Below are 24,359 nucleotides of genomic sequence, written 5' to 3'. Positions count from 1 at the left end.
TCAACCCCCTATTCCTAACATGATCGTTTCAACCGTCGATTGTAAAGGCACCGTTAATAATGAAGGATAAACTCCGATTAAGACAATTAACCCTAAAAGGATGAATACTGGTACCAGTTCAACACCTTTAATATCTGTTGTTTTTTCTAGTTTTTCATTTAATGGACCAAATGTCATATTTAACACTGCACGTAATAGATAAACAGCTGTCATAATAATCCCAATCGTACCGATCGCTGCAATGATTGGCATTTCTTTAAATAAACCTAAAAATGCCATAAATTCACTAACAAATCCTGACATACCAGGCAAACCAAGTGAAGCCATTGCCCCTGCAAGGATGAATCCAGAAGTTAACGGCATGTTTTTCGCTAATCCACCTAATTGTCCAAGTGTCGTTGTTTGAACTCTTTCATAAAGCACACCAACTAAGAAGAACAATAAAGCAGATATTAAACCATGAGAAACGACTTGGAAAATCGCACCTTGAATTCCTGCTTCATTTAATGCTGCCAGTCCAATTAAGACAATCCCCATGTGAGAAATACTAGAGTAGGCAAGAACCATTTTGAAATCATCCTGGATAAAAGCAAGGAATGCTCCATATAAAAGGTTAACCACACCAAGAATCGCTAAAATGACTGCAAAGGATTCATATTCTCCCGGAAATAATCCTGCACCAAAGCGAATTAATCCGAATGCCCCAATCTTTAAAAGAATTCCTGAGTGAAGCATAACGATGGATGGTGGTGCTTGAACGTGTACTCGTAACATCCAGCTATGTAATGGGAAAATCGGGAGCTTTACACCAAAGGCAATTAATAAGCTTATAAATAATCCCCAACGTAACTCAGAAGTGAAAGGAAGTACAATCTGTTCTGCATCATATTCACCGTTTAAAATTTGCCCTAAAAGATCAATATTGGTTGTTCCCGTTCTTGAAAATAACACGATAATGACAACCAACAAGATAGCCGAGCCGATCCCGTTATAAATTAAATAGCTATAAGCAGCTTTTTCTCTGTCAAAATAACCCCATTTTCCGATTAAGAAGAACATTGGAATTAACGTAAGTTCAAAGAAAATAAAGAATAAAATTAAGTTTTCAGCAGCAAACACACCAAGCATACCAACTTCTAATAATAAGAATAGTAGATAGTAACCTTTCCATTCCTTTTTAATATGAATGGCTGCAATGGATGATAATGTTGCTAAAATCGTCGTTAACAGTAATAAAATGAGTGAGAAGCCATCAATGCCTAACTCATAATCAATCGCAAATAAGCGACCCTTAAAGACTTCAAAGTTACCAATTTGAATCCATTCATACACCTCTGAAAACGAGGTTAATGCTTTACCTGCAAGATATTGTCCATATATAAGTAGGGCAATTGCAAGAGGTAGTATGGTACTAAGAAAACCTACTAGCTTTAAGGTTTTCTCCTCTGTTTTTGGTATAAATGCTAAAACTACCATACCTAGTAACGGAGAGAAAATTAAGAGTGAAAGTAGAAATGATTCATTCATCCTAAATACCCCCCTGTTAGTACGTAGATGATGAGAAGAAGAGCCAATCCTACAAATGCGACCGTTCCATAGGTTTGTACCTGCCCATTGTGAACCACTGATCCTATACGACCGACTGTTTTAACCAATGATCTAACTCCATTGATGATTCCTTCAATGAGGAAGATCTCAATATATTTTAGGAAAAGGCTAAACGTTTTCGTCGCGTAAACAACCGTCATTTTATAGAACTCATCAACAAAGTACTTATTATAAAGGATTCCATACCCGCTCGGGAAAGCTCCACTTAGCCAATCCCTCGGAATCGTTTTATTTCCATACATCATATAGGCTAGTAAAATACCACCTACTGAAACGATGGTCGCAACTGCCATAATCCAAAGTGGCGCATCAATATGATGACCAAGTGCATGATTATCAGCTGTTAACCAGTCCCCAAGGAATGTCCCAAACCACGGAGTGTTCACATAACCCGCAAAAACGGCTAACACACCAAGGATGATCATAGGGAATACCATTACAGCTGGTGATTCGTGTACATTCTTCTGGTTTCCACGTGGGTTCCCAGTAAACACTAAGAAGAACAAGCGGAACATATAAAATGCTGTAAAAAAGGCAGCAATAATGGCTAAAGTAAATAATCCATAATTTCCATGTGCCCAAGCAGCAACAAGAATTTCTTCCTTACTAAAGAAACCTGAGAATAATGGGACCCCACTAATCGCTAGCGTTCCAATTAAGAACAGTGGAGCTGTTATACGTAGCTTCTTCCAAAGCCCGCCCATCTCTTCAATATTTTGATTATGGACAGCGTGAATGACACTTCCTGCAGCTAAGAATAACAATGCTTTAAAGAAGGCATGAGTCATTAAGTGAAACACTCCTGCCACATAACCTGCAGATCCTAATGCAAGCATCATATACCCAAGCTGACTAACCGTTGAGTAAGCAAGCACTCTTTTAATATCCGTTTGAACAAGACCGATTGATGCAGCAAAAATGGCGGTAACCGCACCAATTGCAGCAACTGTATACAACGCGGTTTCACTAGCTGCAAACAGTGGAAATAATGCGGCAACTAAATATACACCTGCAGCTACCATGGTAGCGGCGTGTATTAAAGCAGAAACTGGAGTTGGACCTTCCATTGCATCTGGAAGCCAAGTGTGAAGTGGGAACTGACCTGATTTTCCCATGGCTCCAATAAAAATTAAAATAGCTGTTAAGGTAATCATTTCGTATGATATTGCCCCTGCATCTACTGCTGCAAAAATCTCATCATACTCAAAGCTACCCACCTGCCAGAAAAGAAGAATCATCCCGATTAGTAATCCGACATCACCAATACGAGTCATGATAAATGCTTTCTTCGCAGCAGCTCTTGCTTCTGATTTAAAGAAATAGAAACCAATTAATAAGAATGAGCCTAACCCAACAAGCTCCCAGAAAATATACGTTTGCAGTAGGTTTGGTGAAATAACCAATCCAAGCATCGCAAATGTAAATAGCCCGAGGTAGGCAAAAAATACATGAAATCGTTCATCATTATGCATATAACCTTTTGAATACATATGTACTAAGAAACTAACAAGAGAAACAATCACTAGCATTAAAGCATTTAATTGATTCACTTCAAAGCCCGCTGTAAGTTGAAGATCTCCAATTGTTAACCATGTGAATTCTGTTTTTACATTGGGAGATGTAAACCTAGTAACTAGGACCAGAATAGAATAGGCTAATGCGATCAACGTAAACAGCATGCCTACATATGCACTTCCTTCTTTCATCCGTTTGCCGAGTAGAAGTAGTGTTAAAAAGGAGGCAAGCGGAAAAAGCGGTATCAACCAAGCCATTTCCATCATTTTGTATCACAATCCCCTTTTTTTAGGATAAGAGAGTATTATTTGTTCGTTTACATATATACGAATTAAAAGTAAAAAGCTATTAAACCACTACTTACCAAAAGATATATTCTAAGTGGTTGGAGTTCGCTTTTTCATTACCTTTTCATCAGGTTCATTTCGTCCACATTTACGGTTGAGCGGTTTCGGTATAAGGCAATTAAAATGGCAAGACCAATTGCGGCTTCAGCTGCTGCGATCGTAATCGAAAACAGGGCAAAGATTTGGCCTGTAATGCCTGGTACCATTCCGTATTTACTAAAAGCCACTAGATTAATATTAGCCGCATTTAGCATAAGTTCGATTGAAATTAAAACAATAACCGTATTGCGCTTTGTTAAAGCCCCATATAGTCCAATGCAAAACAATATTAATGCTAAGACGAGGTAGGCAGATAACGGGATTGTACTCATTCGTCATTAGCCCCCTTCTTATCTTTTTTCGCTAATATAATCGCACCGATTAAGGTCACTAACAGAACAACCGATGTTAATTCGAAAGGAATAATAAACTTCGTATATAATGCCTCTCCAATTTGTTTCGTATTATCTACATGGAGATCCTTTGCTTGTGAAGAGAATTCAAGATTATAAATTCCAAAGTAGACTGAAATGGCAAAGGCCGCAATTCCACCAAAAATTAATAACTTTTTACCCCAGCTTGATTTAGGCTCACTCCGGTCATTATGCCTTGTCAGCATAATACCAAAGAGCATTATGATCGTAATTGCACCAGAGTATATCAGAATCTGTACAGCTGCTATGAATTCTGCTGACAGCAATACATAGATCCCTGCAATACTTATAAAGGAGAAAACTAACGCTATAACCATATGAACCACTTGGGTAAGGTTAATCATGAGGACGCCGCCTGCTATAGCGATTAATGCTAATATTAAAAATGCGATAAACTCGCCACTCATGCTTTATTCTCCTTCCGCATATTATTATCATTTTCGTCAAGCCACTCAAGGTTTTTAAACAACTCATCACGGCTGTATTCAGCAAGCTCAAAGTTGTTTGTCATAATGATGGCTTCAGTTGGACAAACCTCAGTACAGAGATCACATAAGATACAGATTTCAAAGTTGATATCATACGTATCAATGATTTTCCCTTTTTTGGTTGGGTCTGGATGTTTTTTTCCTGTTAACTGAATACAGTCAGTTGGACATATATTCGCACATTGATTACAGACGATACACTTTTCTGGGTAAAATTTTTGTATACCACGGAAGCGGTCCGGTAGAGGTAGTGGCTCGTTCGGATAATCATATGTTACTTTCTTTTTTGATAAGTTTTGAAGGGTATATTTTAAACCTTTCGCTAATCCAAGCATGCTTTTTTCACACCCCTTTTTAGTCATTCTTCTTTTAGACTTAATTTTATAGTTTTAGGTGTTTATTAGTTTTTTTCATATAGTGCTTTAAAGAGATTATACGTAAGTATCCTGTCCGTTCCATTGCGCTGCAGACACTTGCTTTCCGCGGGGAGGGATGTGAGCCTCCTCGGCTTCGCCTGTGGGGTCTCACACTTCCCTCATCTCCCGCAGGAGTCAAGTGTCTTCCGCTCCATTTCACTATCTAATAAAACATTAATTTCGAAAAACAAAAGCCTTTTAAAATGAGATTATTTTAGAAATAATTCCTTCATTAATGCAGTGAAGAAAATGTTACCTAGTGCAACTGGTAGTAGGACTTTCCAGCCGAATTCCATTAGTTGGTCTGCTCTTAGGCGTGGGAATGTGTAGCGAATCCACATTAGTAGGAATACGACGAACATGAATTTTAGTGCGAACCAGATTGCTCCTGGTATGAAGCCTAAGAATTCGAATGGAGGTAACCAGCCACCAAGGAATAAAACGGTTGTTAAAGCAGCCATTGCAAATAGATATACATATTCTGCAAGCATGAAGAATGCCCAGCGGAATCCTGAATATTCAACATGGAACCCTGCTACTAGTTCAGACTCTGCTTCAGGTAAGTCAAATGGCGTACGATTTAACTCGGCAACTGATGCAATAAAAAATACGACGAATGCAACAGGTTGAAGTAGGATAAACCACATTGTTTCACCCTGCGCCGCTACTATATCATTTAAATTTAAGCTTCCAGATAGCAGGATGACTCCAATTACGGACATAACAAGTGGAATCTCATACGAAATCATCTGGGCTGCTGCACGCATTCCGCCCATTAAGGCGTATTTGTTATTGGATGCCCATCCACCCGTTACAATTCCGATTGTAGTAATACCTGAGATAGCTACATAGTAAAGTAGCCCTACTCCAATATCCGCAAACTGAAATGAATCCGTAAATGGAATCGTTGCGAGTACCATAAAAGCTGGAGTGAACGCGATCACTGGTGCTAGCACGAACAATGGTCGATCTGCTAGCTTTGGAATCGTATCTTCTTTTAGTAGAAGCTTTAAAACGTCAGCTATTGTTTGGAGTAAACCCCAACGACCACCAACCTGATTCGGTCCGATACGACCTTGCATGAATGCCATTGTCTTTCGTTCAGCTAGGATACCGTATGTTACAAATCCTAATACCACCATTAGAAAAGCGGTTGCTAACCCAAAGAAGATTAAGAAATTTGTTAGACTTGGAGCTGATTGTAATAAGCCTTCGATCATTACCCGTCAACCTCCCCAAGTACAATATCAATTCCTCCTAATATAGCAATAAGGTTCGCCATATTCTCACCTTCAAGGAGCTTCGGTAAAATTTGCAGATTATAGAATGATGGTCTTCTAAATTTCAAACGATATGGTTCTTTTTTTCCATCACTTGAGATATAGCAACCAATTTCACCACGCGGCGATTCAATTCTTACAAATGCCTCTCCTTGTGGTGCTTTAATGATTTTCGGTACCTTTGCCATAATCTCGCCCTCAGCTGGAAATTGTTCAACAGCCTGCTCAACTATTTTTAGAGATTCTTCAATCTCTTCCATTCGGCAATGATAACGAGACCAGCAATCTCCTTCTTCTCTGACCGGAATGTCGAAATTAAAACGATCATAGATGGAATATGGCTCATCTTTACGAAGATCCCATTTCACACCTGTGCAACGTAGGTTTGCACCACTTAATGAATAAGCAAGTGCCTCTTCCTTCGTATATCTCCCAACACCTTTAACACGTGACATGAAAATTTCATTACCTGTTACAAGGTCATGATAGCCTGCTAGCTGCTTTCTCATATAAGGTACAAAATCGCGAACCTTCTCAATCCACCCTTCAGGAGCATCCCATTTCACTCCACCTACACGCATGTAATTAAAGGTTAACCGAGCACCTGAAAGCTCATTTAATAGGTTGATAATCATTTCACGCTCTCTAAACGCATAAAGGAACGGACTAACAGCTCCAATGTCTAGCAAATATGTACCATACCAAACTAGATGGCTAGCTATACGACCTAGCTCCATTGCAAGTACGCGTAAATATTCTGCTCGTTCTGGAACCTCTAGGCCCATCATTGTTTCAACAGCATGGCAAATGACATAGTTATTTGTCATTGCTGATAGATAATCCATCCGGTCTGTATAAGGAATAATTTGTGTATATTGTAAATCCTCAGCTAGCTTCTCTGTACCTCGGTGTAAATACCCAACTACTGGAGTTGCTTCAATAATGGTTTCTCCATCAATTTTAAGTACGATCCGGAAAACTCCGTGTGTACTAGGATGCTGAGGACCTACGTTTAGTAGCATTTCTTCTGTACGAATCAATGACTACACCTCCACATCGTATGGTTCATAGTCTTTTCTTAACGGGTGGCCGACCCAATCATCTGGAAGCATGATTCTTGTTAAGTTCGGATGATTTTTAAACGTAATACCAAGTAAGTCATAAGCTTCTCTTTCTGGCCAGTTTGCACCTTGCCATAGACCTGCCAGAGAGTCAGTGATTGGCTCATCGCGGTCAATCTTTACCTTTAACGCAACCGATTGACGATTTTTATAGGAATATAAATGGACATAGATTTCCATATGGGTCACATAGTCCGTCCCATGTAACTCCGATAGGTATTCAAACCCCAATTGCTCATTGTACTTTAAAAATTCAGCCACTTTGTAGTACATTTCTTGTTTTGCAATTAAAGTCGGAACATCCTTGGAAAGGCGATTAATATATGAATCTTCTAAAACCTCACCCAAGTGTTCGTTAATAACCTTCACATATTTATCTAAATAAGGCTGATTCGCTGACGGCTTTTGTTCTTCTGCAGGAGTTTCCGTATCTCCAGTCTTAGCAGTTTTTGCCTTTGCAGCGGCTGCCGCAGCTGCTTTGGCTTTTGCTGCAGCAATTGCCTTAGCTTTCTCATCATCACCAGATGCTCCATCGCTTTGCGCGGCTGCTTTTGCCTTTGCTGCGGCCGCTGCCTTGGCCTTCGCTACAGCAATTGCCTTCGCCTTTGCCTTTGCTTCGTCATCCATGTCAGCTGAATCAGTATCTGCGTTACCTTCTTGTTTAGCAAGTGCAGCCGCTTTTGCCTTTGCTGCTGCCGCTGCTTTCGCCTTAGCCACTGCAGCTGCCTTCTTTTTAGCTAGATCTGCATCATCTACAGAGTCAGTGCCAGCTTCTGCAGCTTGCTTTTCAGCTAAACGCTTTTGTGCTGCTTCCTTCGCCTTTTGCGCCGCTTCTTTTTTCAGTTCTTCTTTTGTTTTTTCTACTGGTGCTTCTTCTGAGTTTTCAGTAGCTTCTGCTTGGGCTTGTTTTTCAGCTAGCTTTTTTAATGCTGCTTCCTTCGCCTTTTGCGCTGCTTCTTTTTTCAGTTCTTCTTTTGTTTTTTCTACAGGTGCTTCTTCTTTACTTTCACCAGCTTCTGCTTGGGCTTGTTTTTCAGCTAGCTTTTTCATCGCTGCTTCCTTCGCCTTTTGCGCTGCTTCTTTTTTCAGTTCTTCTTTTGTCTTTTCTGCTGGTGCTTCTTCTTTACTTTCGGCAACTTCTGCTTGGGCTTGTTTTTCAGCTAGCTTTTTCATCGCTGCTTCCTTCGCCTTTTGCGCTGCTTCTTTTTTCAGTTCTTCTTTTGTTTTTTCTACAGGGGCTGGCTCCTCTGATCCAGACTCTGCTTGAGCTTTTTTTTCAGCTAAGCGGGCCATTGCTTCTTCTTTTGCCTTTTGGGCTGCCTCACGCTTTTGCTGTTCAAGGCTCTTTTCATCACTCATCGACTAGTCACCTGCTTCCCAGTCTTTGCTTCATAACGAATCTTTTCTTTCAATTTATTAACACCGTAGATTAAGGCTGCTGGATTTGGAGGGCATCCAGGAATATATACATCAACAGGGACAATTTGATCTACCCCTTTTACAACTGCGTAGGATTTTACATAGGGCCCGCCGGCCGTCGCACAGGATCCCATGGCAATTACCCATTTAGGTTCAGGCATTTGGTCATAAAGACGCTTTAATACAGGTGCCATTTTCTTTGTAACTGTACCAGAAACAATCATCACGTCAGATTGTCTTGGTGAAGTACGGAAGAAAGATCCAAAACGATCTAAGTCATAGTGAGATGAACCTACACCCATCATTTCAATGGCACAGCAAGCTAAACCAAAGGTTAATGGCCAAAGTGAATTACTTCTTGCCCATGCCTTTAGCTCTTCAAGTGTCGACATAAATACATTTCTTTGCAGCTCTTCCATTTCCTCAGGTGTTATATTTTCAAGTTTTAAATCCATTTCAGCACACCCTTCTTCCAAGCATAAATTAACCCAATTAATAGCATAATAACGAAAATTAGCATTTCAATAAGTGCAAATATTCCTAGGCTTTCATAAGCAACTGCCCAAGGATAGAGAAAGACGGTTTCCACATCGAAAATGACAAACATCAAAGCAAATATATAGTATCTAACATTAAATTGAACTCTTGCATCATGGAAAGGCTCAATTCCACTTTCATACGTTGTTTGCTTTGCTTCGCTCGGTTTATGTGGACGTAAAATACGACCAGCTGTTAATGCAACAACAGGCAAGATGACACCTAATAATAAGAAAATAGCAACAATCAGGTAATTATTCTGGTATAAATTTAATGAATCCATCTTAATCGCCTCCTTTTTCCTCAACCTTTTCCAATAAAGCTTTTACAATAATTTCATATTTCTTCCTTGTAACCGTAAACATTATATCATTTACAAATATATGTGTCGATAAACCTTGGACATTAGTTTACAAAAAGGGTGACGGTATTTTTCTTCCGTTTTATTCGGTAGCTCTAATGGATGATTTGTATACTATGCTGGTGTTAAAAAAAGTCCTGTTAGTTACATTTCACTATGTAGAAAAACATAAGATCTCACTTTAGATAGTGTTGGTAGGAGGGAAAGGAGAGTACACTCCTTTATTGTAATTATTAAACAAAATTAGCTGTATAGAAATAGTAAAAAGCCTTAGGCGTTTAACACCTAAGGCTTTTTGATTTATATACGTCCCGTGACTTTTAAACGGTTAATTGCACGTTGTAAAGCTAGTTCAGCACGACGTACGTCTGTATTAGCATCTTTGTCTTGTAATCGACGTTCAGCACGTTGTTTAGCTGCTTCAGCACGAGCAACATCAATATCTGTTCCGCGTTCAGCTGATTGGGCTAAGACCGTTACTTTATCAGGGCGAACTTCTAAAAATCCACCTGTAACAGCAACAAGATCAGTACTAGCTTCTTTTTTAAGTCGCACTGTACCAATTGCAAGTGGTGCTACCATTGGGATATGTCCTGGTAAAATACCAAGCTCACCACTTTGAGCTTTCGTGCTAACCATTTCTACATCGGATTCATAGACGGGGCCATCAGGAGTCACTACACTGACTTTGATTGTCTTCATATCATAAACCTCCTATGTCCCTTTTATTATACTTCGACACCCATTGATTTAGCTTTTTCAATTACCTCTTCAATTCTTCCTACTAGACGGAAAGCATCTTCTGGTAGGTGGTCGTATTTACCGTCTAAAATTTCTCTAAATCCTTTTACTGTTTCCTTTACAGGAACATAAGAACCCTTTTGTCCTGTAAACTGCTCAGCAACGTGGAAGTTTTGAGATAAATAGAACTGGATACGACGAGCACGGTGAACAACTAACTTATCTTCGTCAGAAAGCTCATCCATACCTAGAATTGCGATAATATCTTGTAATTCTTTATAGCGTTGTAATGTTGATTGTACTTGACGAGCAACATTATAATGCTCATCTCCTACGATTTCAGGTGCAAGTGCACGTGAAGTAGAAGCAAGTGGATCTACTGCAGGGTAAATACCCATCTCTGAAAGCTTACGCTCAAGGTTCGTTGTTGCATCTAAGTGAGCGAAAGTTGTTGCAGGAGCTGGATCCGTATAGTCATCGGCAGGTACATAAATCGCTTGGATTGATGTGATTGAACCTTTGTTTGTCGATGTAATACGTTCTTGTAATTGACCCATTTCAGTAGCAAGAGTTGGTTGGTAACCTACCGCTGAAGGCATACGACCTAGTAGGGCAGAAACCTCTGAACCTGCTTGAGTGAAACGGAAGATGTTATCAATGAAGAATAATACGTCTTGACCTTGGTCATCACGGAAGAATTCTGCCATTGTTAATCCTGTTAAAGCTACACGCATACGTGCTCCAGGAGGCTCGTTCATTTGTCCGAATACCATCGCTGTTTTCTTAATAACTCCAGAATCGCTCATCTCGTGGTAAAGGTCATTTCCTTCACGAGTACGCTCTCCAACACCAGCGAATACCGAAATACCACCGTGCTCTTGGGCGATGTTGTTGATTAATTCCTGGATTAGAACGGTTTTACCTACACCGGCACCACCGAATAGACCGATCTTACCACCCTTAATATAAGGAGCAAGTAAGTCTACTACTTTAATACCTGTTTCAAGAATTTCAACCTCTGTTGAAAGTTCTTCAAATGTCGGAGCTAGTCTATGAATTGAATCACGACGTGCACCTGCTGGTAGTGCTTCATCAAGGTCAATGTTTTCTCCTAATACGTTAAATACACGACCTAGTGTTACATCTCCAACTGGAACTGAAATTGGAGCTCCAGTGTCAGTTACTTCAATACCACGAACAACTCCGTCAGTAGAAGCCATTGCAATTGTACGAACCGTATCGTCACCTAGGTGAAGAGCTACTTCAAGTGTTAAGTTGATCGCAACTTCGTTCTCACCTGCAGCCGCATGGCTAATTGTAAGGGCGTTATAAATTTCAGGAAGATGTCCAGATTCAAACTGTACGTCTACAACAGGACCCATAACTTGGGTAACGCGTCCTTTTGTCATCGCTTTCCCTCCTAACTTACTAATAAGACTCTCTAAAAGTCTAAGTTTGGAAACTTTAGTTTAGTGTTTTAAAAAAACAGCTAGTCTGTTCCAAACCTTTGATTTATGTTTATTGTTGTTGAGCCGCAGCTCCACCAACGATTTCAGAAATTTCTTGTGTAATAGCTGCCTGACGAGCACGATTGTACTTTAATGTAAGGTTATTAATTAACTCTTTAGCATTATCAGTAGCACTCTTCATTGCTGTCATACGAGCCGCATGCTCACTTGCTTTTCCATCTAATAACGAACCATAGATTAAGCTTTCTGCGTATTGCGGAAGTAAAACTTCTAGAATATCCACTTGAGAAGGTTCAAATTCATAAGAAGTTAGCTTAGTTGAAGTTGTCGCTATATCCGTTAAAGGAAGAAGCTTCTTCTCGGTAACCTGATGCTCAATGGCACTTACAAAGTGGTTATAGTATAAGTAAATCTCATCAAATGTTTCATCAGCAAACATTCCAACTGCTTTATTTGCAATATCTTTAATGTCTGCAAATGAAGGTTGATCACCTAAACCAGTGATTTCCGATGTTACTGTTACTCCACGCTTCTTAAAGAAGTTTAGACCGATCTTTCCGATTGCAATAACAGCAAATTCGTCATTAGATTTATGACGCTTTTGCATCATCTGATAAGCTGCACGAATGATATTACTGTTATATGCTCCTGCTAACCCACGATCAGATGTGATAACGATATAACCCGTTCTCTTAACTGGTCTTGTTTGTAGCATCGGATGAGTGATATCAGTTGTGCCCGTGGAAACACTTGCAACAACCTCTTGAATCTTTTCCATATAAGGAACAAATGCCTTCGCACTGTTTTCAGCTCGGTTTAACTTCGAAGCTGATACCATCTGCATGGCTTTTGTAATCTGACTTGTCTTTTTAGTTGAATTAATTCTCGACTTTATGTCGCGTAAGGATGCCAAAGGTTTTCACCACCTTTTTTTTATACCTAAAGCATTATTTGTACAGTGTCATTACACCGTACAGTAAAGTGGCCAAGCAGCATACTATGCTGCTTAGCATGATCTATTACTCAGAAACAACAAATGTTTTCTTGAAGTCGTTAATCGCCTTAGCAAAGTCCTCATCGCTTGGTAGATCTTTAGTTGTTACGATGTGGTTTAGAAGATCTTTATGGTTGTGTTCTAACCATGTTAAGTATTCTTCTTCAAAGCGAGTGATGTCACCAACAGGAATACTGTCTAAGAATCCACGAGTTAACGCATAAAGAATAGCAACTTGCTTTTCTACTTTTAGTGGCTTATTTAAGCCTTGCTTTAATACTTCAACTGTACGAGCACCACGGTTTAGTTTTGCTTGAGTAGCTTTATCAAGATCAGAACCGAACTGAGCGAATGCTTCTAGCTCACGGTATGCAGCAAGGTCTAGACGTAATGTACCAGAAACCTTCTTCATTGCCTTAATCTGTGCAGATCCTCCTACACGAGATACGGATAAACCAGCGTTGATCGCAGGACGTACCCCTGAGAAGAATAAGTCTGATTGTAAGAAGATTTGTCCATCAGTGATAGAGATAACGTTTGTTGGGATATAAGCAGAGATATCTCCAGCTTGTGTTTCAACAAACGGTAGAGCTGTAATTGAACCTGCGCCTTTTGCGTCAGAAAGCTTAGCTGCACGCTCTAAAAGACGTGAATGCAAGTAGAATACATCCCCTGGATATGCTTCACGACCTGGAGGACGCTTTAATAGTAATGATAGCTCACGGTATGCTGCCGCTTGCTTAGAAAGATCATCATATACAATTAAAACATGCTTACCACTGTTCATGAATTCTTCAGCCATTGTTACACCAGCAAGTGGAGCTAAGTATAATAATGGAGCTGGTTGTGATGCTGATGCAGTTACAACGATTGAGTAATCTAATGCACCATTTTTACGAAGAGTTTCAACTACTCCACGTACTGTTGATTCTTTTTGACCAATTGCAACATAGATACAAATCATGTTTTGGTCTCTTTGGTTTAGAATTGTATCGATTGCAACAGCAGTTTTACCTGTTTGACGGTCACCGATTACTAACTCACGCTGTCCACGTCCAACAGGGATTAGAGCATCGATCGCCTTGATCCCTGTTTGTAGTGGTTCATGAACTGATTTACGATCCATAACACCAGGAGCTGGACTTTCAATCGGACGAGTTTTAGATGTTTCAATTGGACCTAACCCATCAACTGGTTGACCAAGTGAATTTACTACACGACCAATTAAAGCTTCACCAACTGGTACTTCCATGATACGGCCTGTACGACGTACTTCGTCACCTTCACGGATTTCCTTGTAAGGTCCTAAAATAACAATACCTACGTTATTATCTTCTAGGTTTTGTGCCATACCCATGACACCGTTAGAAAATTCTACAAGTTCTCCAGCCATGACGTTGTCGAGGCCATGAGCACGAGCGATACCGTCCCCAACTTGGATTACAGTACCCACATCATTTACTTCAATTTCAGACTGATAGTTTTCAATTTGCTTCTTTATCAGCGCACTGATTTCTTCTGCTTTGATGCTCATGAATTTCACCCCTATCTACTTGTTCAATAACTCTCGTTCTACACGAGCTAATTTACTGCTAACACTTCCATCATATATACGGTTACCAACACGAAGCTTCACTCCGCCTAATACTTTTGGATCAACAATGTTTTGAATTCTAAGTGATGTTTTGCCAAACTTTTTAGCAAAAGCTTGCGATAACGTAGATTTTTCATCTTCAGTTAACGCTCTTACTGTGTAAACCTTCGCATCTGCAATTCCTCTTGCATTGTTTGCTTCTTCAATAAAGAATTCAGCAACTTCAGGAATCACAACTTGACGATCACGATCAACTAGAATAAGTAAAACATTTAATACAGGAGCTGACATGTCTTTAAAGCTTTCTTTAATCAATGCTTTCTTTGTCACCCTAGTAACTTTTGGATGATTTAAGACAGATGTTAGCTCTTTATTGCCTTCGAATACAGACTTAACTGTGTTCAGTTCATTTTCAACTTGTTCTAATATACCCTGTTCATTCGCCACTTGAAAAAGAGCGGTTGCATAGCGCTTTGCTACTCTGCCATTACTCATCGTGCTTCTCCAATGTCTTGAATGTAGTCGTTTATTAGTTTTTGTTGGTCTTGCTCGTTAAGTTCTTTTTCAATAACTTTAGAAGCAATTAGAACTGATAATGAAGCAACTTGCTCACGTAAAGCAGCAATCGCTTGATCTTTTTCTTGGGCAATTTCTTTTACTGCTGAATCTTTAATTCGAGTAGCTTCGTTACGAGCTTCTAGAACAATACTATTCTTTTGCTCTTCACCAAGTTTCTTAGCATTTTCAATTAATTCTTGTGCTTCTTGACGAGATTGTTTTAACATTTCTCGCTGTTCTTCAACTAGTTTTTTAGCGTCTGCATTATTTTGTTCCGCTGATTGAATTTCGTTAGCAATTCTACCTTCACGTTCCTTCATAATGCCCATTAAAGGACCAAAAGCGAATTTACGTAAAAGAGCTAATAATACTAAGAATACCAAAAGCTGGAATATAATATCTCCCGTGTTTAATTTAAACGGGCCTGCTTCAGCAGCTAAAATGAATATATCGAAATTGAACGGCACATTGTTCACTCCTTTCGAAGAGTTCGATGTTTTCAGCTTGTTTATTATATAAAAACTAAATCTTTTACTGTTTTACATAAAGGAATGGCGAAGATTCTCTAGTAGAGACGACTTCGCCACTATTGAACTTTATATATGTTCAAATGATTATTATTGTCCCATTACCATGAACGCTACTACTACCGCGATGATTGGAATCGCCTCAACTAACGCTACCCCGATAAACATTGTAGTTTGAAGTGGAGCACGTAACTCAGGTTGACGAGCAATCCCTTCAACTGTCTTACTTACGATCATCCCGTTACCAAAACCTGCACCTAATGCTGCTAAACCAATAGCTATCGCTGCTGCTAATGCACCCATTAATAATTCCTCCTTAGTAATATAAAAAATGTATTATTTAAATAAATTTATTTTAATGGTCATGACTCACTTTGTGTGCCATATAGACCATCGTTAACATAGTAAAGATAAATGCTTGGATTGCTCCAATAAAGATACTAAATGCTTGCCATATCATCATTGGGATAAAGGCAGCAACCGAACCTATAATCCCTGAGAAAATACCAGTTTCAAATCCTGCTACAGCCATACCAGCAAGTAGCCCTAGTAATATTTCCCCAGCAAAAATGTTCCCATAAAGACGCAGACCTAACGTTAGCGTATTTGAGAATTCTTCAATAATCTTTAGAGGGAATAAAAATGGCATCGGTCTAAAATAATCTTTACCATATTCCTTCGCCCCTTTTAGCTTTATTCCATAGAAATGAGATAAAGCAACAACCATAACCGCTAAAGTAAGCGTAATGATCGGATCTGCTGTTGGTGACTTCCACCATAACTCATGTGATGTTTTATCAATAATTGCAAATGGTAGTCCAATCATGTTAGCTACGAATACATACATGAGAATTGTCATCCCTAAGGTTAGGAATCTTCCACCTGTGTTCCAATCCATCGTGCTATTAATAATATTCTTAACAAAATCCATAACCCATTCTATGAAATTTTGCACTCCGGTTGGGTATAAAGATAATGATCGAGTAGCCATAATAGCGATGATAAACACAATAGCAGCAGTAATACTGGTCATCATAATGTTGGACCAACTAAATACTAGCCCTAAAAATTCTACAGTAGGAGTTGAATGACCCAATGTGTGTTCACCTCTTTTCCCTGCCATTTAAAAAGAATTGGATTATAATATCTATCATAATAACAATGTAACTTGTCATTAATCCCAAAATTGCTCCAGCTATGTGAATATACTCTGGATAGCGGAGAGAAATCAAAACAACTAGGGCTCCTGAGGCCAATCTCGTAAATGTTCCAATTGACGATACGCGTTTTCCTTCAGCAATCGCTTGTCCAAATCGTTCAATCTTTCGAACCATGAGCCATAAATTATAGAGACTTAAGGTTGTACCAAAAATCAATCCCAGAAAGAAGGTTTGATAAGGAGTAAATCCCCAAGCGAGTACATAGGCTGCCAGCAAGAAAAGTATGTATTTCTTATGCCGTACGAAGATGTCTTTAATATCAGCCATGTTCTCATTCCCCTGAAAAAAAATGTCGGACTAGACGCAACATAGAATATATACCTGTCGCTAATCCAATCAGAAGGCCAATGACTAAGAAAAGAGGGAACGTCCCGATCGATTGATCTAACCATCTTCCAAGAAAAATCCCTACTAAGATAGAACCCACAAGTTGTGAAAGGATGGCTCCATACAATGCCATAGCTTGAATTGGACGCCGGTCATTCTTGTGCATAGTAACGCACTCCTTCGGCAATAACATTGTTATTTTTCATCTTAAGAAAGTTGTAAAAAACATTGATATCACCGGTTTGTAACCCTTATCATCATACCCTTTGTAAGCATACAATAGGGTATTGTCAATGTCAATGTGTTCCCACTAAAAAGTTATATACCCATTTTTTCTGTTTACAAAATGTTCACATTTTTTTATTTGTTTTTTATTGAGACTTTTTCAATAAACTACTCTGATCAACTTGTTATTCGCATTGTTTTTCAGGTGTGCGTTTTCCTCGTTGCTATTGCAAAGTGAGGTGCCCTTTTCAAACTGTTTTCCAGCAAGTCCAATAATCGTTTGTTGTCTCTCTCTCCCTTACTCTACACAACTCTTCCCTCATTATAAAACTCTTATTTATTCCCTACAAATACATCATCAATATTAATCATCGTCTCAATGGTATCTTCTTTACCTTTGTATTTAACAAAAATTAATCCCTTAAATGTACCACTTACTCCTATTTGATCCTTTGAAAGGTTCTTTTTATATAAACCTCTTGATAAGTTTTTAGAGTAATCTAGGTACTTTATAAATCTAAAGGTGTCCGGGTCGTATAAAGCAATTCCAAACTCATCTGCCCCACCTGGTAAATAGGCTTCATACGTAAATGTGTCTGGTGAGTCACCTGGTCCAAATTGAAAGCCCATAATACGCGGATAATCCGGCTCTTCGACTACAAATAAATATGGAAGGTGAATCGGATCCCCATCATCAAAGATCGTTAACCATTTAGAATAAATCCCTTCCTTAATCACAGATGGTGTGAGATCCGCGGATATGGTTATTTCCCGTTTCTCGCTTGGACCTAATGTAAAGCTTTTTGGCAGATGCCATTGTATTCCGTTTTCGAACATAGGTTGTTCAAAGTGATATTCCTTTTCCTTAGAGCTTTGGTTATCAACTGTTATTGTCACTTTTTTTTCTGTTCGAGAATCTTCATTATGAAACATACCAAATGAAAAGGAGCTAGGATAGATTAAGGTCTTTGCTTTGACTGCTTGATCAATCTGAATTCTACCTGCACCTTGAACGATTGGTTCATAATGTATCCCCTTTTCTGTTAACCTTTTAGCCGTATTCATAAGGGAAGCCTTTATTTGTTCAGGGCTCCAATCAGGATGCGCTTGCTTGATCAGGGCTGCAGCTCCTGCTACATGAGGCGCTGCCATACTTGTCCCTTGCAAGGCTATATACCCATTTGGAATTGTACTATTAATCGCAACTCCAGGTGCTACTACATCTGGCTTTACATCCCATGTATACGTAACCGGCCCTCTTGAGCTAAAGTCGGCCATACTATCTTCAATCTTTTTATACTGGGTATGAATGTACGGAGTTTCTTTTAGCTCTTTCTTTATATAGTCACCATCTTCTTTGGAAACCGAAACAACTGGTATGGCAAATTCCATTTCCAAGCCTCCAGCAAAGCTTCCTTTTACATTGTTGTAGATTACAGCACCAATAGCCCCTTTTTCTAAAGCATTAAACACTTTTTCAGTGAAAGGAATGACTCCCCTTTCTATTAAGGCAATATTTCCTTTTACACTACTTGGGATCTCTTCTGGATTACCCAAGCCCCCTTCAACAAGCTTTACCTCTCTATGAAAATCCCAAGGCAATGCACCTTGCATAGGAGTTAGCTCGATTTGTTTTCCTGTTGCTCCAAATGCTAGATAAGGTACTTGAATTGGAGGGGTGGAAGCACCAACAGAGATTGCTTTTGAGGCAGTCCCTGGTGAGCCCACCGTCCACATCTCAGGACCAGAGTTTCCACTCGAGGTTACCGCCACAATTCCATTTTCAACCGCCTTATTTAAGGCAAGACTCGTGGGCCAATCAGGTCCGTTGACATTATTACCAAGCGACAAATTGATTACGTCTACCTTATCTTTTATCGCTTTTTCAATGGCTGCAATAACTTGCTCTGATGTTCCCATCCCACCAGGACCAAGTGCCCGGTAAGCAATAATCTCTGCTTTTGGAGCAACTCCATGGATTTTCCCATCTGCTGCAATAATACCTGCAACATGAGTTCCATGCATCGTCGGCATTCCTTGCGAGGCTTTAGTCTCCATTGGATCCTTGTCTTGGTCGACTAAATCAAAACCACCTTTAAAGTTCCTTCTTAAGTCAGGATGTGAATAATCAACACCCGTATCAATAATCCCAACCTTGATTCCTTCACCTGTTAAACGATGGTTTTCTACATCAAGGTAGCTTCTAATATTCTCTGCCCCGATATAGGGCACACTTTTTTCAATGGTTGCCTGATAGGTGTGATTCGGAAATACTTGATTAACTCCAACCAGTTCGGAAACCTGATCAATTTGTTCCTTCTTCCCAGTCAGTGAAATCCCATCAAAAGCGGTATCAAAAACAGTAGTTATAGTAATGGAAGGAAACTCTTTTTTTATTTTTGAAATAACACTGTCTTTTTGTAACGTCTCTGTTAAGATAATCACCGACTCAACATCTTCACTATGATCAATCGATACAGGTGGACGCTCTGGATAAGTGAAGACAGAGCTCGCTCCGGACCAGCTCGTCGGTACAAATAGACATAATAGCAATGAAGTTACATACAATACTTTGACAATTCTACGCATCTATCCCACCTCATTCCATAGGTTGTACCACATATCCAGGTTCCATTCCCTCTTTAACACAGTAAAGGAGTGGGGGACAGGCCCCCACTCCTTTACTGTGTTAAATTATTTTGTTCCGAATAAACGGTCTCCTGCGTCACCTAGTCCTGGGACGATATAGCCGTGATCGTTTAGCTTTTCATCCATTGCCGCTAAATATATATCTACATCTGGATGCGCTTCTTTAACGAGTTCAACTCCCTCAGGTGCTGCAATGATACACATGAGTTTAATATTTTTAGCGCCGCGCTTTTTTAAAGAATTAATCGCTTCTACAGCAGAGCCACCTGTTGCAAGCATTGGGTCTAGCACAATGAAATCTCTTTCTTCTACATCACTTGGTAACTTTATGTAATACTCAACAGGCTGAAGCGTTTCAGGATCACGATACAACCCAACATGACCAACCTTCGCTGCTGGTATTAACTTCAGAATTCCATCCACCATTCCAAGTCCCGCACGGAGAATCGGTATTAAGCCTAGTTTTTTACCCGCTAGCATTTTTGATTTTGCAATCGCAACTGGAGTCTCAATTTCAACCTCTTCTAATGGTAGGTCACGAGTAATTTCAAACGCCATTAGGCCTGCAACCTCATCGACTAACTCACGAAATTCCTTCGTTCCTGTTCTTTTGTCTCGGATATATGATAATTTATGTTGAATCAACGGATGATCAAATACATAGACTTTACTCATTTCCTATCAGCTCCCTATTTTATTATTATGTATTCTCTGTTTTTTTACATTGGTGCCTTGTTCAAGGATGCTCGCTTATTTAGCTTGTCCTCCCTCAAACGGCACGATTATTCTTTTTTCTCACAACCTTCATTGATTTTACAGAAAAAGCTATCTTAGAGCAAGTCTCCTTAGTATCTCTTTTTCACTTGATTTTCTTCCACATTAAATAGATTGGTGAAAAAAAGGGTGATAAATCATATATGATCTATCACCCTCTTGAATGTATTATACGTTTGTATATAAAGGAAATCTCTCAGTTAAAGCCAATACTCTCTTAGCTGCTTCTTGTAACACTTCTTCATCTTCTGGATTACGAAGAGTAAGTGCAATGATTGCCGCAATTTCATCCATTTCATCAGGTCCGAACCCTCTAGACGTCACCGCCGCAGTTCCGATACGAACCCCACTTGTAACAAATGGACTTGCTGGGTCAAAAGGAATTGTATTTTTATTAACGGTTACCCCTACTTCATCCAGGACCTTTTCCGCTACTTTCCCTGTAATCTCAAGAGAACGAACATCCACTAATAAAAGGTGATTGTCAGTACCATCTGAAACAATCGTTAATCCCTCTTTTTTCAAAGCATCCGATAAGCGTGCTGCGTTCTCGATAATATTCTTTGCATATACTTTAAAATCATCCTGAAGTGCTTCACCAAAAGCAACAGCTTTCGCAGCAATAACATGCATAAGTGGCCCACCTTGAATACCCGGGAACACCGACTTATCGATTTGCTTTGCAAACTCTTCCTTACATAAAATCATTCCACCACGAGGGCCTCTTAATGTTTTATGTGTAGTGGTGGTAACAAAGTCCGCATATGGCACCGGATTTGGATGAAGACCTGCAGCTACTAACCCTGCAATATGCGCCATATCCACCATTAAATAGGCACCAACCTCATCTGCAATCTCTCTAAATTTCTGGAAATCTAGCTCTCTCGGATAAGCACTCGCACCCGCTACAATCAGCTTCGGTTTGTGTTCCTTCGCTTTCTCTAAAACATCCTCATAATTAATACGATGTGTCACTTCATCCACACCATATTCTACGAAGTTATATTGAATTCCACTAAAGTTAACATGGCTACCATGTGTTAAATGACCACCATGCGAAAGATTCATCCCTAAAACAGTATCTCCTGTTTGTAAAATTGTAAAATAAACCGCCATATTGGCTTGCGCGCCAGAGTGAGGTTGGACATTCGCATGTTCAGCACCAAATAATTCCTTTGCTCTGTCTCGTGCTAGATTTTCCACAACATCAACATGCTCACAACCACCGTAATAACGACGGCTAGGGTAACCCTCAGCGTATTTATTTGTCATGACTGAGCCTTGCGCTTCCATAACAGCTTGACTTACAAAGTTTTCTGATGCGATTAACTCAATCTTGTCTTGCTGTCTTTTCCGTTCAGCTTCAATTGCTTCAAATACTAGTTGATCCTGATTACGTAACGTACTCATGGTCCATCCCCCTTTTATATATAACGGCAATACCCCTATCATTTTAACATCTTTCTAATATGGATAAAAGACGAATTATTAATTATAGGATAATAATAATCGTTCGGTTTTTTACCAATCTGAATCATCGACTGTAGTTTCCTCAACCTGATCAGGAGTAGAGCGAAGAGCCAGTACGTAATACACCATCAAGATTGCCACATATACAATCCATGGCAAACTATAACCTAACATGGATAAAATGATGGCAATGATCGTTGGTACAGTGATTCCGTACAGACCCATGCTATACAGTTGTCCATAGCTATATCGCTTCTTCATAACCTTTGAAGCAATTAATCCGAATAACGCATATAAGAAGCCCATGATTAACTTACTTACAAAGAACCAGAACACAATCCCAAATCCTACTAAAACGAGTACCCATGATAAATAAGGGAGGAAATTAAGAATCATATCTTTATCAACATAAATGTCAGCTAAATCGGAAAAAGGAAACTCTGTTGTTTCAAAACCATCAACCATTATGAAAGAATCCTTTGTCACTAGAACCACCATTGAATATTCCTCTAAAAGCGACTCAACGTTGTCCGCTGTATATTCACCTGTGTCATCAATGATAAAGATTTCACTAGCCCCATCTTCCTCGAAGATAATTGGCTCATCACCTTCTACCGTTAATTCTCCATTTTCTAATGCAAAATAAGGTACATTTTCTTCAAGATTACCTAGGAATGAATTGTATGAAACGGCAGCACTTACAGCATGATAGACACCGCTAATTACACCTAACGTTAACGCTAATAATAATAAATAAAGAATGGATCTTTTAACACCTTCTTGCACCATGCTCGGGTATTCATTTGGCTTCATTACGGCATGTTTAAACTTACGAAAGAATGATTGCTTTGTTTTCACCATATTTACCTCACTATTTTTTATTTTAAGCTCTATTCGTAAAGATTGTTGCTAATTGAATAGCTTTGTTAAAACATTGAGTTGATTGGAGCGGAAGACACTCGACTCCTGCGGGAGATAGAGGGAAGTGTGAGACCCCGCAGGCAAAGCCGAGGAGGCTCACATCCCTCCCCGCGGAAAGCGAGTGACTGCAGCGGAAATCAACGGACCTAATATAAATGCATTCTTTGTAAAAATTCCAACAAAGTATGCGAAAACAGCCATATTTTATTATAACAGCAAATTGTATAATTTTAGCAATAAAAAAAGTAATCACCTCCAGTTAGCAGGAGAGATTACTATCTTCTTTTGTATATACGGCTCTGACACCACCAATTAATTTAGGTCTCGTGGTTGCCATTGTTACATGTGCATGACCCAGGTGTTTAATTCTTGCCCGGATTGGAACTGCGACATGCTTTAGATGCATACCAATAAAGGTATCCCCGATATCTATTCCAGCATCTGCTTTTATGAACTCTACTACAACAGGGTCAATAAAATGCTGAAACGCATACGTTGCCATTGCCCCTCCTGCTTTTCTAACTGGAATCACCGTAACCTCTTCTAGTGAGAGTCTATTCGCAGTCTCTCTTTCGACCACAATCGCGCGGTTAATATGCTCACAGGCTTGAAACGCTAGATGAGTTTTAGTTGATTTTGCAAGCGAAGAAAGCTCTTCAAAAATTAACCCAGCTACCTCTTCTGTTCCCGCTGTACCAATTCGCTCTCCAATCACTTCACTTGTACTACAACCAATGATGATTACTTTATTTTCTATTAGAGAGGCTTGATTTTTAAAATCTACAAGTATCTCTTGAAGCTCGAGCTTTAACTGTTCAAGTTCTAGTTTCATGTGTACACCCTATTTCACTTGAGCTGTATTTTCATAGCTTGTAATTTTCTCAACACGATTGGCATGTCTTCCACCTTCATACTCAGTCGTTAGCCATATTTTTGCAATTTCACGAGCAAGACCTGGTCCAATTACCCGTTCACCCATCGCTAAAATATTGCTATCATTGTGCTCCCTAGTAGCCTTCGCACTGAACATGTCATGAACTAATGCACATCTAATACCCTTCACCTTATTGGCCGCAATACTCATACCAATACCCGTTCCACATATTAATATTCCGCGATCAACTTCACCTTTTGCTACCATTTCCGCCACTGGTAAAGCATAGTCCGGATAGTCGACAGAAGTGCCACATTCACAGCCTAAATCAACATAGGAAACATTCATTTCCTCCAGAAGCCTTTTAATTTCTTCACGAATCATTAATCCACCATGATCTGATGCAATTGCCACTTTCATTTCTACACCTCATTTGATATCATTCTACCTT

The 24,359-nt window shown here is 39.4% G+C and carries 26 protein-coding genes; all 26 read right to left on the bottom strand.

Going from position 1 to position 24,359, the window contains the following annotated elements:
• On the bottom strand, positions 1 to 1,527 hold the full coding sequence (locus M1D60_RS01465; protein WP_456277459.1) for an NADH-quinone oxidoreductase subunit M: 1,527 nt from the start codon (positions 1,525 to 1,527) through the stop codon (positions 1 to 3).
• Complete coding sequence (gene nuoL / locus M1D60_RS01460; protein WP_456277458.1) at positions 1,524 to 3,389, bottom strand: NADH-quinone oxidoreductase subunit L; 1,866 nt, start codon at positions 3,387 to 3,389, stop codon at positions 1,524 to 1,526. The genes M1D60_RS01465 and nuoL overlap by 4 nt, the downstream gene beginning before the upstream one ends.
• A 137-nt stretch (positions 3,390 to 3,526) precedes the next feature.
• Positions 3,527 to 3,841 carry an NADH-quinone oxidoreductase subunit NuoK gene (gene nuoK, locus M1D60_RS01455; RefSeq protein ID WP_456277457.1) on the bottom strand — a complete coding sequence of 105 codons (315 nt, stop codon included), beginning with the start codon at positions 3,839 to 3,841 and terminating at the stop codon, positions 3,527 to 3,529.
• Positions 3,838 to 4,350, bottom strand: a complete 513-nt coding sequence (locus M1D60_RS01450) for an NADH-quinone oxidoreductase subunit J (protein WP_456277456.1) — start codon at positions 4,348 to 4,350, stop codon at positions 3,838 to 3,840. The genes nuoK and M1D60_RS01450 overlap by 4 nt, the downstream gene beginning before the upstream one ends.
• Positions 4,347 to 4,766, bottom strand: a complete 420-nt coding sequence (gene nuoI / locus M1D60_RS01445) for an NADH-quinone oxidoreductase subunit NuoI (protein WP_456277455.1) — start codon at positions 4,764 to 4,766, stop codon at positions 4,347 to 4,349. The genes M1D60_RS01450 and nuoI overlap by 4 nt, the downstream gene beginning before the upstream one ends.
• A 290-nt stretch (positions 4,767 to 5,056) precedes the next feature.
• Entirely contained in the window at positions 5,057 to 6,067 is a 1,011-nt protein-coding gene (nuoH, locus tag M1D60_RS01440) for an NADH-quinone oxidoreductase subunit NuoH (protein ID WP_456277454.1), read from the bottom strand.
• Positions 6,067 to 7,167 carry an NADH-quinone oxidoreductase subunit D gene (locus tag M1D60_RS01435; protein ID WP_456277453.1) on the bottom strand — a complete coding sequence of 367 codons (1,101 nt, stop codon included), beginning with the start codon at positions 7,165 to 7,167 and terminating at the stop codon, positions 6,067 to 6,069. The genes nuoH and M1D60_RS01435 overlap by 1 nt, the downstream gene beginning before the upstream one ends.
• A 3-nt stretch (positions 7,168 to 7,170) precedes the next feature.
• The gene (locus M1D60_RS01430) at positions 7,171 to 8,607 is read right to left on the bottom strand and encodes an NADH-quinone oxidoreductase subunit C (protein WP_456277452.1); all 1,437 of its coding nucleotides are present in this window, start codon (positions 8,605 to 8,607) and stop codon (positions 7,171 to 7,173) included.
• The gene (locus tag M1D60_RS01425) at positions 8,604 to 9,122 is read right to left on the bottom strand and encodes a NuoB/complex I 20 kDa subunit family protein (protein ID WP_456277451.1); all 519 of its coding nucleotides are present in this window, start codon (positions 9,120 to 9,122) and stop codon (positions 8,604 to 8,606) included. The genes M1D60_RS01430 and M1D60_RS01425 overlap by 4 nt, the downstream gene beginning before the upstream one ends.
• On the bottom strand, positions 9,113 to 9,487 hold the full coding sequence (locus M1D60_RS01420; protein ID WP_456277450.1) for an NADH-quinone oxidoreductase subunit A: 375 nt from the start codon (positions 9,485 to 9,487) through the stop codon (positions 9,113 to 9,115). The genes M1D60_RS01425 and M1D60_RS01420 overlap by 10 nt, the downstream gene beginning before the upstream one ends.
• A 378-nt stretch (positions 9,488 to 9,865) precedes the next feature.
• Complete coding sequence (locus M1D60_RS01415) at positions 9,866 to 10,267, bottom strand: F0F1 ATP synthase subunit epsilon (protein ID WP_456277449.1); 402 nt, start codon at positions 10,265 to 10,267, stop codon at positions 9,866 to 9,868.
• Positions 10,268 to 10,293: 26 nt separating this feature from the next.
• Complete coding sequence (gene atpD, locus M1D60_RS01410) at positions 10,294 to 11,715, bottom strand: F0F1 ATP synthase subunit beta (protein WP_163180382.1); 1,422 nt, start codon at positions 11,713 to 11,715, stop codon at positions 10,294 to 10,296.
• Positions 11,716 to 11,824: 109 nt separating this feature from the next.
• Complete coding sequence (locus M1D60_RS01405) at positions 11,825 to 12,688, bottom strand: F0F1 ATP synthase subunit gamma (RefSeq protein WP_456277448.1); 864 nt, start codon at positions 12,686 to 12,688, stop codon at positions 11,825 to 11,827.
• 106 nt (positions 12,689 to 12,794) lie between these two features.
• The gene (atpA, locus tag M1D60_RS01400) at positions 12,795 to 14,303 is read right to left on the bottom strand and encodes a F0F1 ATP synthase subunit alpha (RefSeq protein ID WP_456277447.1); all 1,509 of its coding nucleotides are present in this window, start codon (positions 14,301 to 14,303) and stop codon (positions 12,795 to 12,797) included.
• Positions 14,304 to 14,318: 15 nt separating this feature from the next.
• Positions 14,319 to 14,858, bottom strand: coding sequence for a F0F1 ATP synthase subunit delta (locus M1D60_RS01395; RefSeq protein WP_456277446.1), 540 nt, complete (start codon positions 14,856 to 14,858; stop codon positions 14,319 to 14,321).
• Positions 14,855 to 15,388 carry a F0F1 ATP synthase subunit B gene (atpF, locus tag M1D60_RS01390; RefSeq protein WP_456277445.1) on the bottom strand — a complete coding sequence of 178 codons (534 nt, stop codon included), beginning with the start codon at positions 15,386 to 15,388 and terminating at the stop codon, positions 14,855 to 14,857. Before atpF ends, M1D60_RS01395 begins: the two co-directional genes overlap by 4 nt.
• Before the next feature lie 150 nt (positions 15,389 to 15,538).
• On the bottom strand, positions 15,539 to 15,751 hold the full coding sequence (atpE, locus tag M1D60_RS01385) for a F0F1 ATP synthase subunit C (protein ID WP_163180386.1): 213 nt from the start codon (positions 15,749 to 15,751) through the stop codon (positions 15,539 to 15,541).
• A gap of 52 nt (positions 15,752 to 15,803) precedes the next feature.
• Positions 15,804 to 16,544, bottom strand: coding sequence for a F0F1 ATP synthase subunit A (gene atpB / locus M1D60_RS01380; protein ID WP_456277444.1), 741 nt, complete (start codon positions 16,542 to 16,544; stop codon positions 15,804 to 15,806).
• A gap of 7 nt (positions 16,545 to 16,551) precedes the next feature.
• Positions 16,552 to 16,935, bottom strand: a complete 384-nt coding sequence (locus M1D60_RS01375) for an ATP synthase subunit I (protein ID WP_456277443.1) — start codon at positions 16,933 to 16,935, stop codon at positions 16,552 to 16,554.
• Positions 16,936 to 16,939: 4 nt separating this feature from the next.
• A complete protein-coding gene (locus M1D60_RS01370) occupies positions 16,940 to 17,161 on the bottom strand; it encodes an AtpZ/AtpI family protein (RefSeq protein ID WP_456277442.1) in 222 nt (73 codons plus the stop codon).
• 392 nt (positions 17,162 to 17,553) lie between these two features.
• Positions 17,554 to 19,809, bottom strand: a complete 2,256-nt coding sequence (locus M1D60_RS01365; RefSeq protein ID WP_456277441.1) for a S8 family serine peptidase — start codon at positions 19,807 to 19,809, stop codon at positions 17,554 to 17,556.
• A 105-nt stretch (positions 19,810 to 19,914) separates the two neighbouring features.
• Entirely contained in the window at positions 19,915 to 20,544 is a 630-nt protein-coding gene (upp, locus tag M1D60_RS01360; RefSeq protein WP_456277440.1) for a uracil phosphoribosyltransferase, read from the bottom strand.
• A gap of 267 nt (positions 20,545 to 20,811) precedes the next feature.
• On the bottom strand, positions 20,812 to 22,053 hold the full coding sequence (locus M1D60_RS01355; RefSeq protein WP_456277439.1) for a serine hydroxymethyltransferase: 1,242 nt from the start codon (positions 22,051 to 22,053) through the stop codon (positions 20,812 to 20,814).
• 111 nt (positions 22,054 to 22,164) lie between these two features.
• Positions 22,165 to 22,974, bottom strand: coding sequence for a DUF1189 domain-containing protein (locus tag M1D60_RS01350; RefSeq protein WP_456277438.1), 810 nt, complete (start codon positions 22,972 to 22,974; stop codon positions 22,165 to 22,167).
• 319 nt (positions 22,975 to 23,293) lie between these two features.
• On the bottom strand, positions 23,294 to 23,866 hold the full coding sequence (locus M1D60_RS01345; RefSeq protein ID WP_456277437.1) for a TIGR01440 family protein: 573 nt from the start codon (positions 23,864 to 23,866) through the stop codon (positions 23,294 to 23,296).
• A gap of 9 nt (positions 23,867 to 23,875) precedes the next feature.
• Positions 23,876 to 24,328, bottom strand: a complete 453-nt coding sequence (gene rpiB, locus M1D60_RS01340) for a ribose 5-phosphate isomerase B (RefSeq protein WP_456277436.1) — start codon at positions 24,326 to 24,328, stop codon at positions 23,876 to 23,878.
• Positions 24,329 to 24,359: the final 31 nt, after the last annotated feature.

The organism is Bacillus sp. AK128, from assembly GCF_053903075.1.
The sequence above is the reverse complement of the archived record's forward strand: the minus strand, read 5'-3'. Positions and strand labels throughout refer to the sequence as shown.

What these genes read in the sequence shown, in the direction of transcription:
- M1D60_RS01465 (WP_456277459.1), bottom strand. Translation starts at nt 1,527, where the DNA reads ATGAATGAATCATTTCTACTTTCACTCTTAATTTTCTCTCCGTTACTA.
- nuoL (WP_456277458.1), bottom strand. Translation starts at nt 3,389, where the DNA reads ATGATGGAAATGGCTTGGTTGATACCGCTTTTTCCGCTTGCCTCCTTT.
- nuoK (WP_456277457.1), bottom strand. Translation starts at nt 3,841, where the DNA reads ATGAGTACAATCCCGTTATCTGCCTACCTCGTCTTAGCATTAATATTG.
- M1D60_RS01450 (WP_456277456.1), bottom strand. Translation starts at nt 4,350, where the DNA reads ATGAGTGGCGAGTTTATCGCATTTTTAATATTAGCATTAATCGCTATA.
- nuoI (WP_456277455.1), bottom strand. Translation starts at nt 4,766, where the DNA reads ATGCTTGGATTAGCGAAAGGTTTAAAATATACCCTTCAAAACTTATCA.
- nuoH (WP_456277454.1), bottom strand. Translation starts at nt 6,067, where the DNA reads ATGATCGAAGGCTTATTACAATCAGCTCCAAGTCTAACAAATTTCTTA.
- M1D60_RS01430 (WP_456277452.1), bottom strand. Translation starts at nt 8,607, where the DNA reads ATGAGTGATGAAAAGAGCCTTGAACAGCAAAAGCGTGAGGCAGCCCAA.
- M1D60_RS01425 (WP_456277451.1), bottom strand. Translation starts at nt 9,122, where the DNA reads ATGGATTTAAAACTTGAAAATATAACACCTGAGGAAATGGAAGAGCTG.
- M1D60_RS01420 (WP_456277450.1), bottom strand. Translation starts at nt 9,487, where the DNA reads ATGGATTCATTAAATTTATACCAGAATAATTACCTGATTGTTGCTATT.
- M1D60_RS01415 (WP_456277449.1), bottom strand. Translation starts at nt 10,267, where the DNA reads ATGAAGACAATCAAAGTCAGTGTAGTGACTCCTGATGGCCCCGTCTAT.
- atpD (WP_163180382.1), bottom strand. Translation starts at nt 11,715, where the DNA reads ATGACAAAAGGACGCGTTACCCAAGTTATGGGTCCTGTTGTAGACGTA.
- atpA (WP_456277447.1), bottom strand. Translation starts at nt 14,303, where the DNA reads ATGAGCATCAAAGCAGAAGAAATCAGTGCGCTGATAAAGAAGCAAATT.
- M1D60_RS01395 (WP_456277446.1), bottom strand. Translation starts at nt 14,858, where the DNA reads ATGAGTAATGGCAGAGTAGCAAAGCGCTATGCAACCGCTCTTTTTCAA.
- atpE (WP_163180386.1), bottom strand. Translation starts at nt 15,751, where the DNA reads ATGGGTGCATTAGCAGCAGCGATAGCTATTGGTTTAGCAGCATTAGGT.
- M1D60_RS01375 (WP_456277443.1), bottom strand. Translation starts at nt 16,935, where the DNA reads ATGGCTGATATTAAAGACATCTTCGTACGGCATAAGAAATACATACTT.
- M1D60_RS01370 (WP_456277442.1), bottom strand. Translation starts at nt 17,161, where the DNA reads ATGCACAAGAATGACCGGCGTCCAATTCAAGCTATGGCATTGTATGGA.
- M1D60_RS01365 (WP_456277441.1), bottom strand. Translation starts at nt 19,809, where the DNA reads ATGCGTAGAATTGTCAAAGTATTGTATGTAACTTCATTGCTATTATGT.
- upp (WP_456277440.1), bottom strand. Translation starts at nt 20,544, where the DNA reads ATGAGTAAAGTCTATGTATTTGATCATCCGTTGATTCAACATAAATTA.
- M1D60_RS01355 (WP_456277439.1), bottom strand. Translation starts at nt 22,053, where the DNA reads ATGAGTACGTTACGTAATCAGGATCAACTAGTATTTGAAGCAATTGAA.
- M1D60_RS01350 (WP_456277438.1), bottom strand. Translation starts at nt 22,974, where the DNA reads ATGGTGAAAACAAAGCAATCATTCTTTCGTAAGTTTAAACATGCCGTA.
- M1D60_RS01345 (WP_456277437.1), bottom strand. Translation starts at nt 23,866, where the DNA reads ATGAAACTAGAACTTGAACAGTTAAAGCTCGAGCTTCAAGAGATACTT.
- rpiB (WP_456277436.1), bottom strand. Translation starts at nt 24,328, where the DNA reads ATGAAAGTGGCAATTGCATCAGATCATGGTGGATTAATGATTCGTGAA.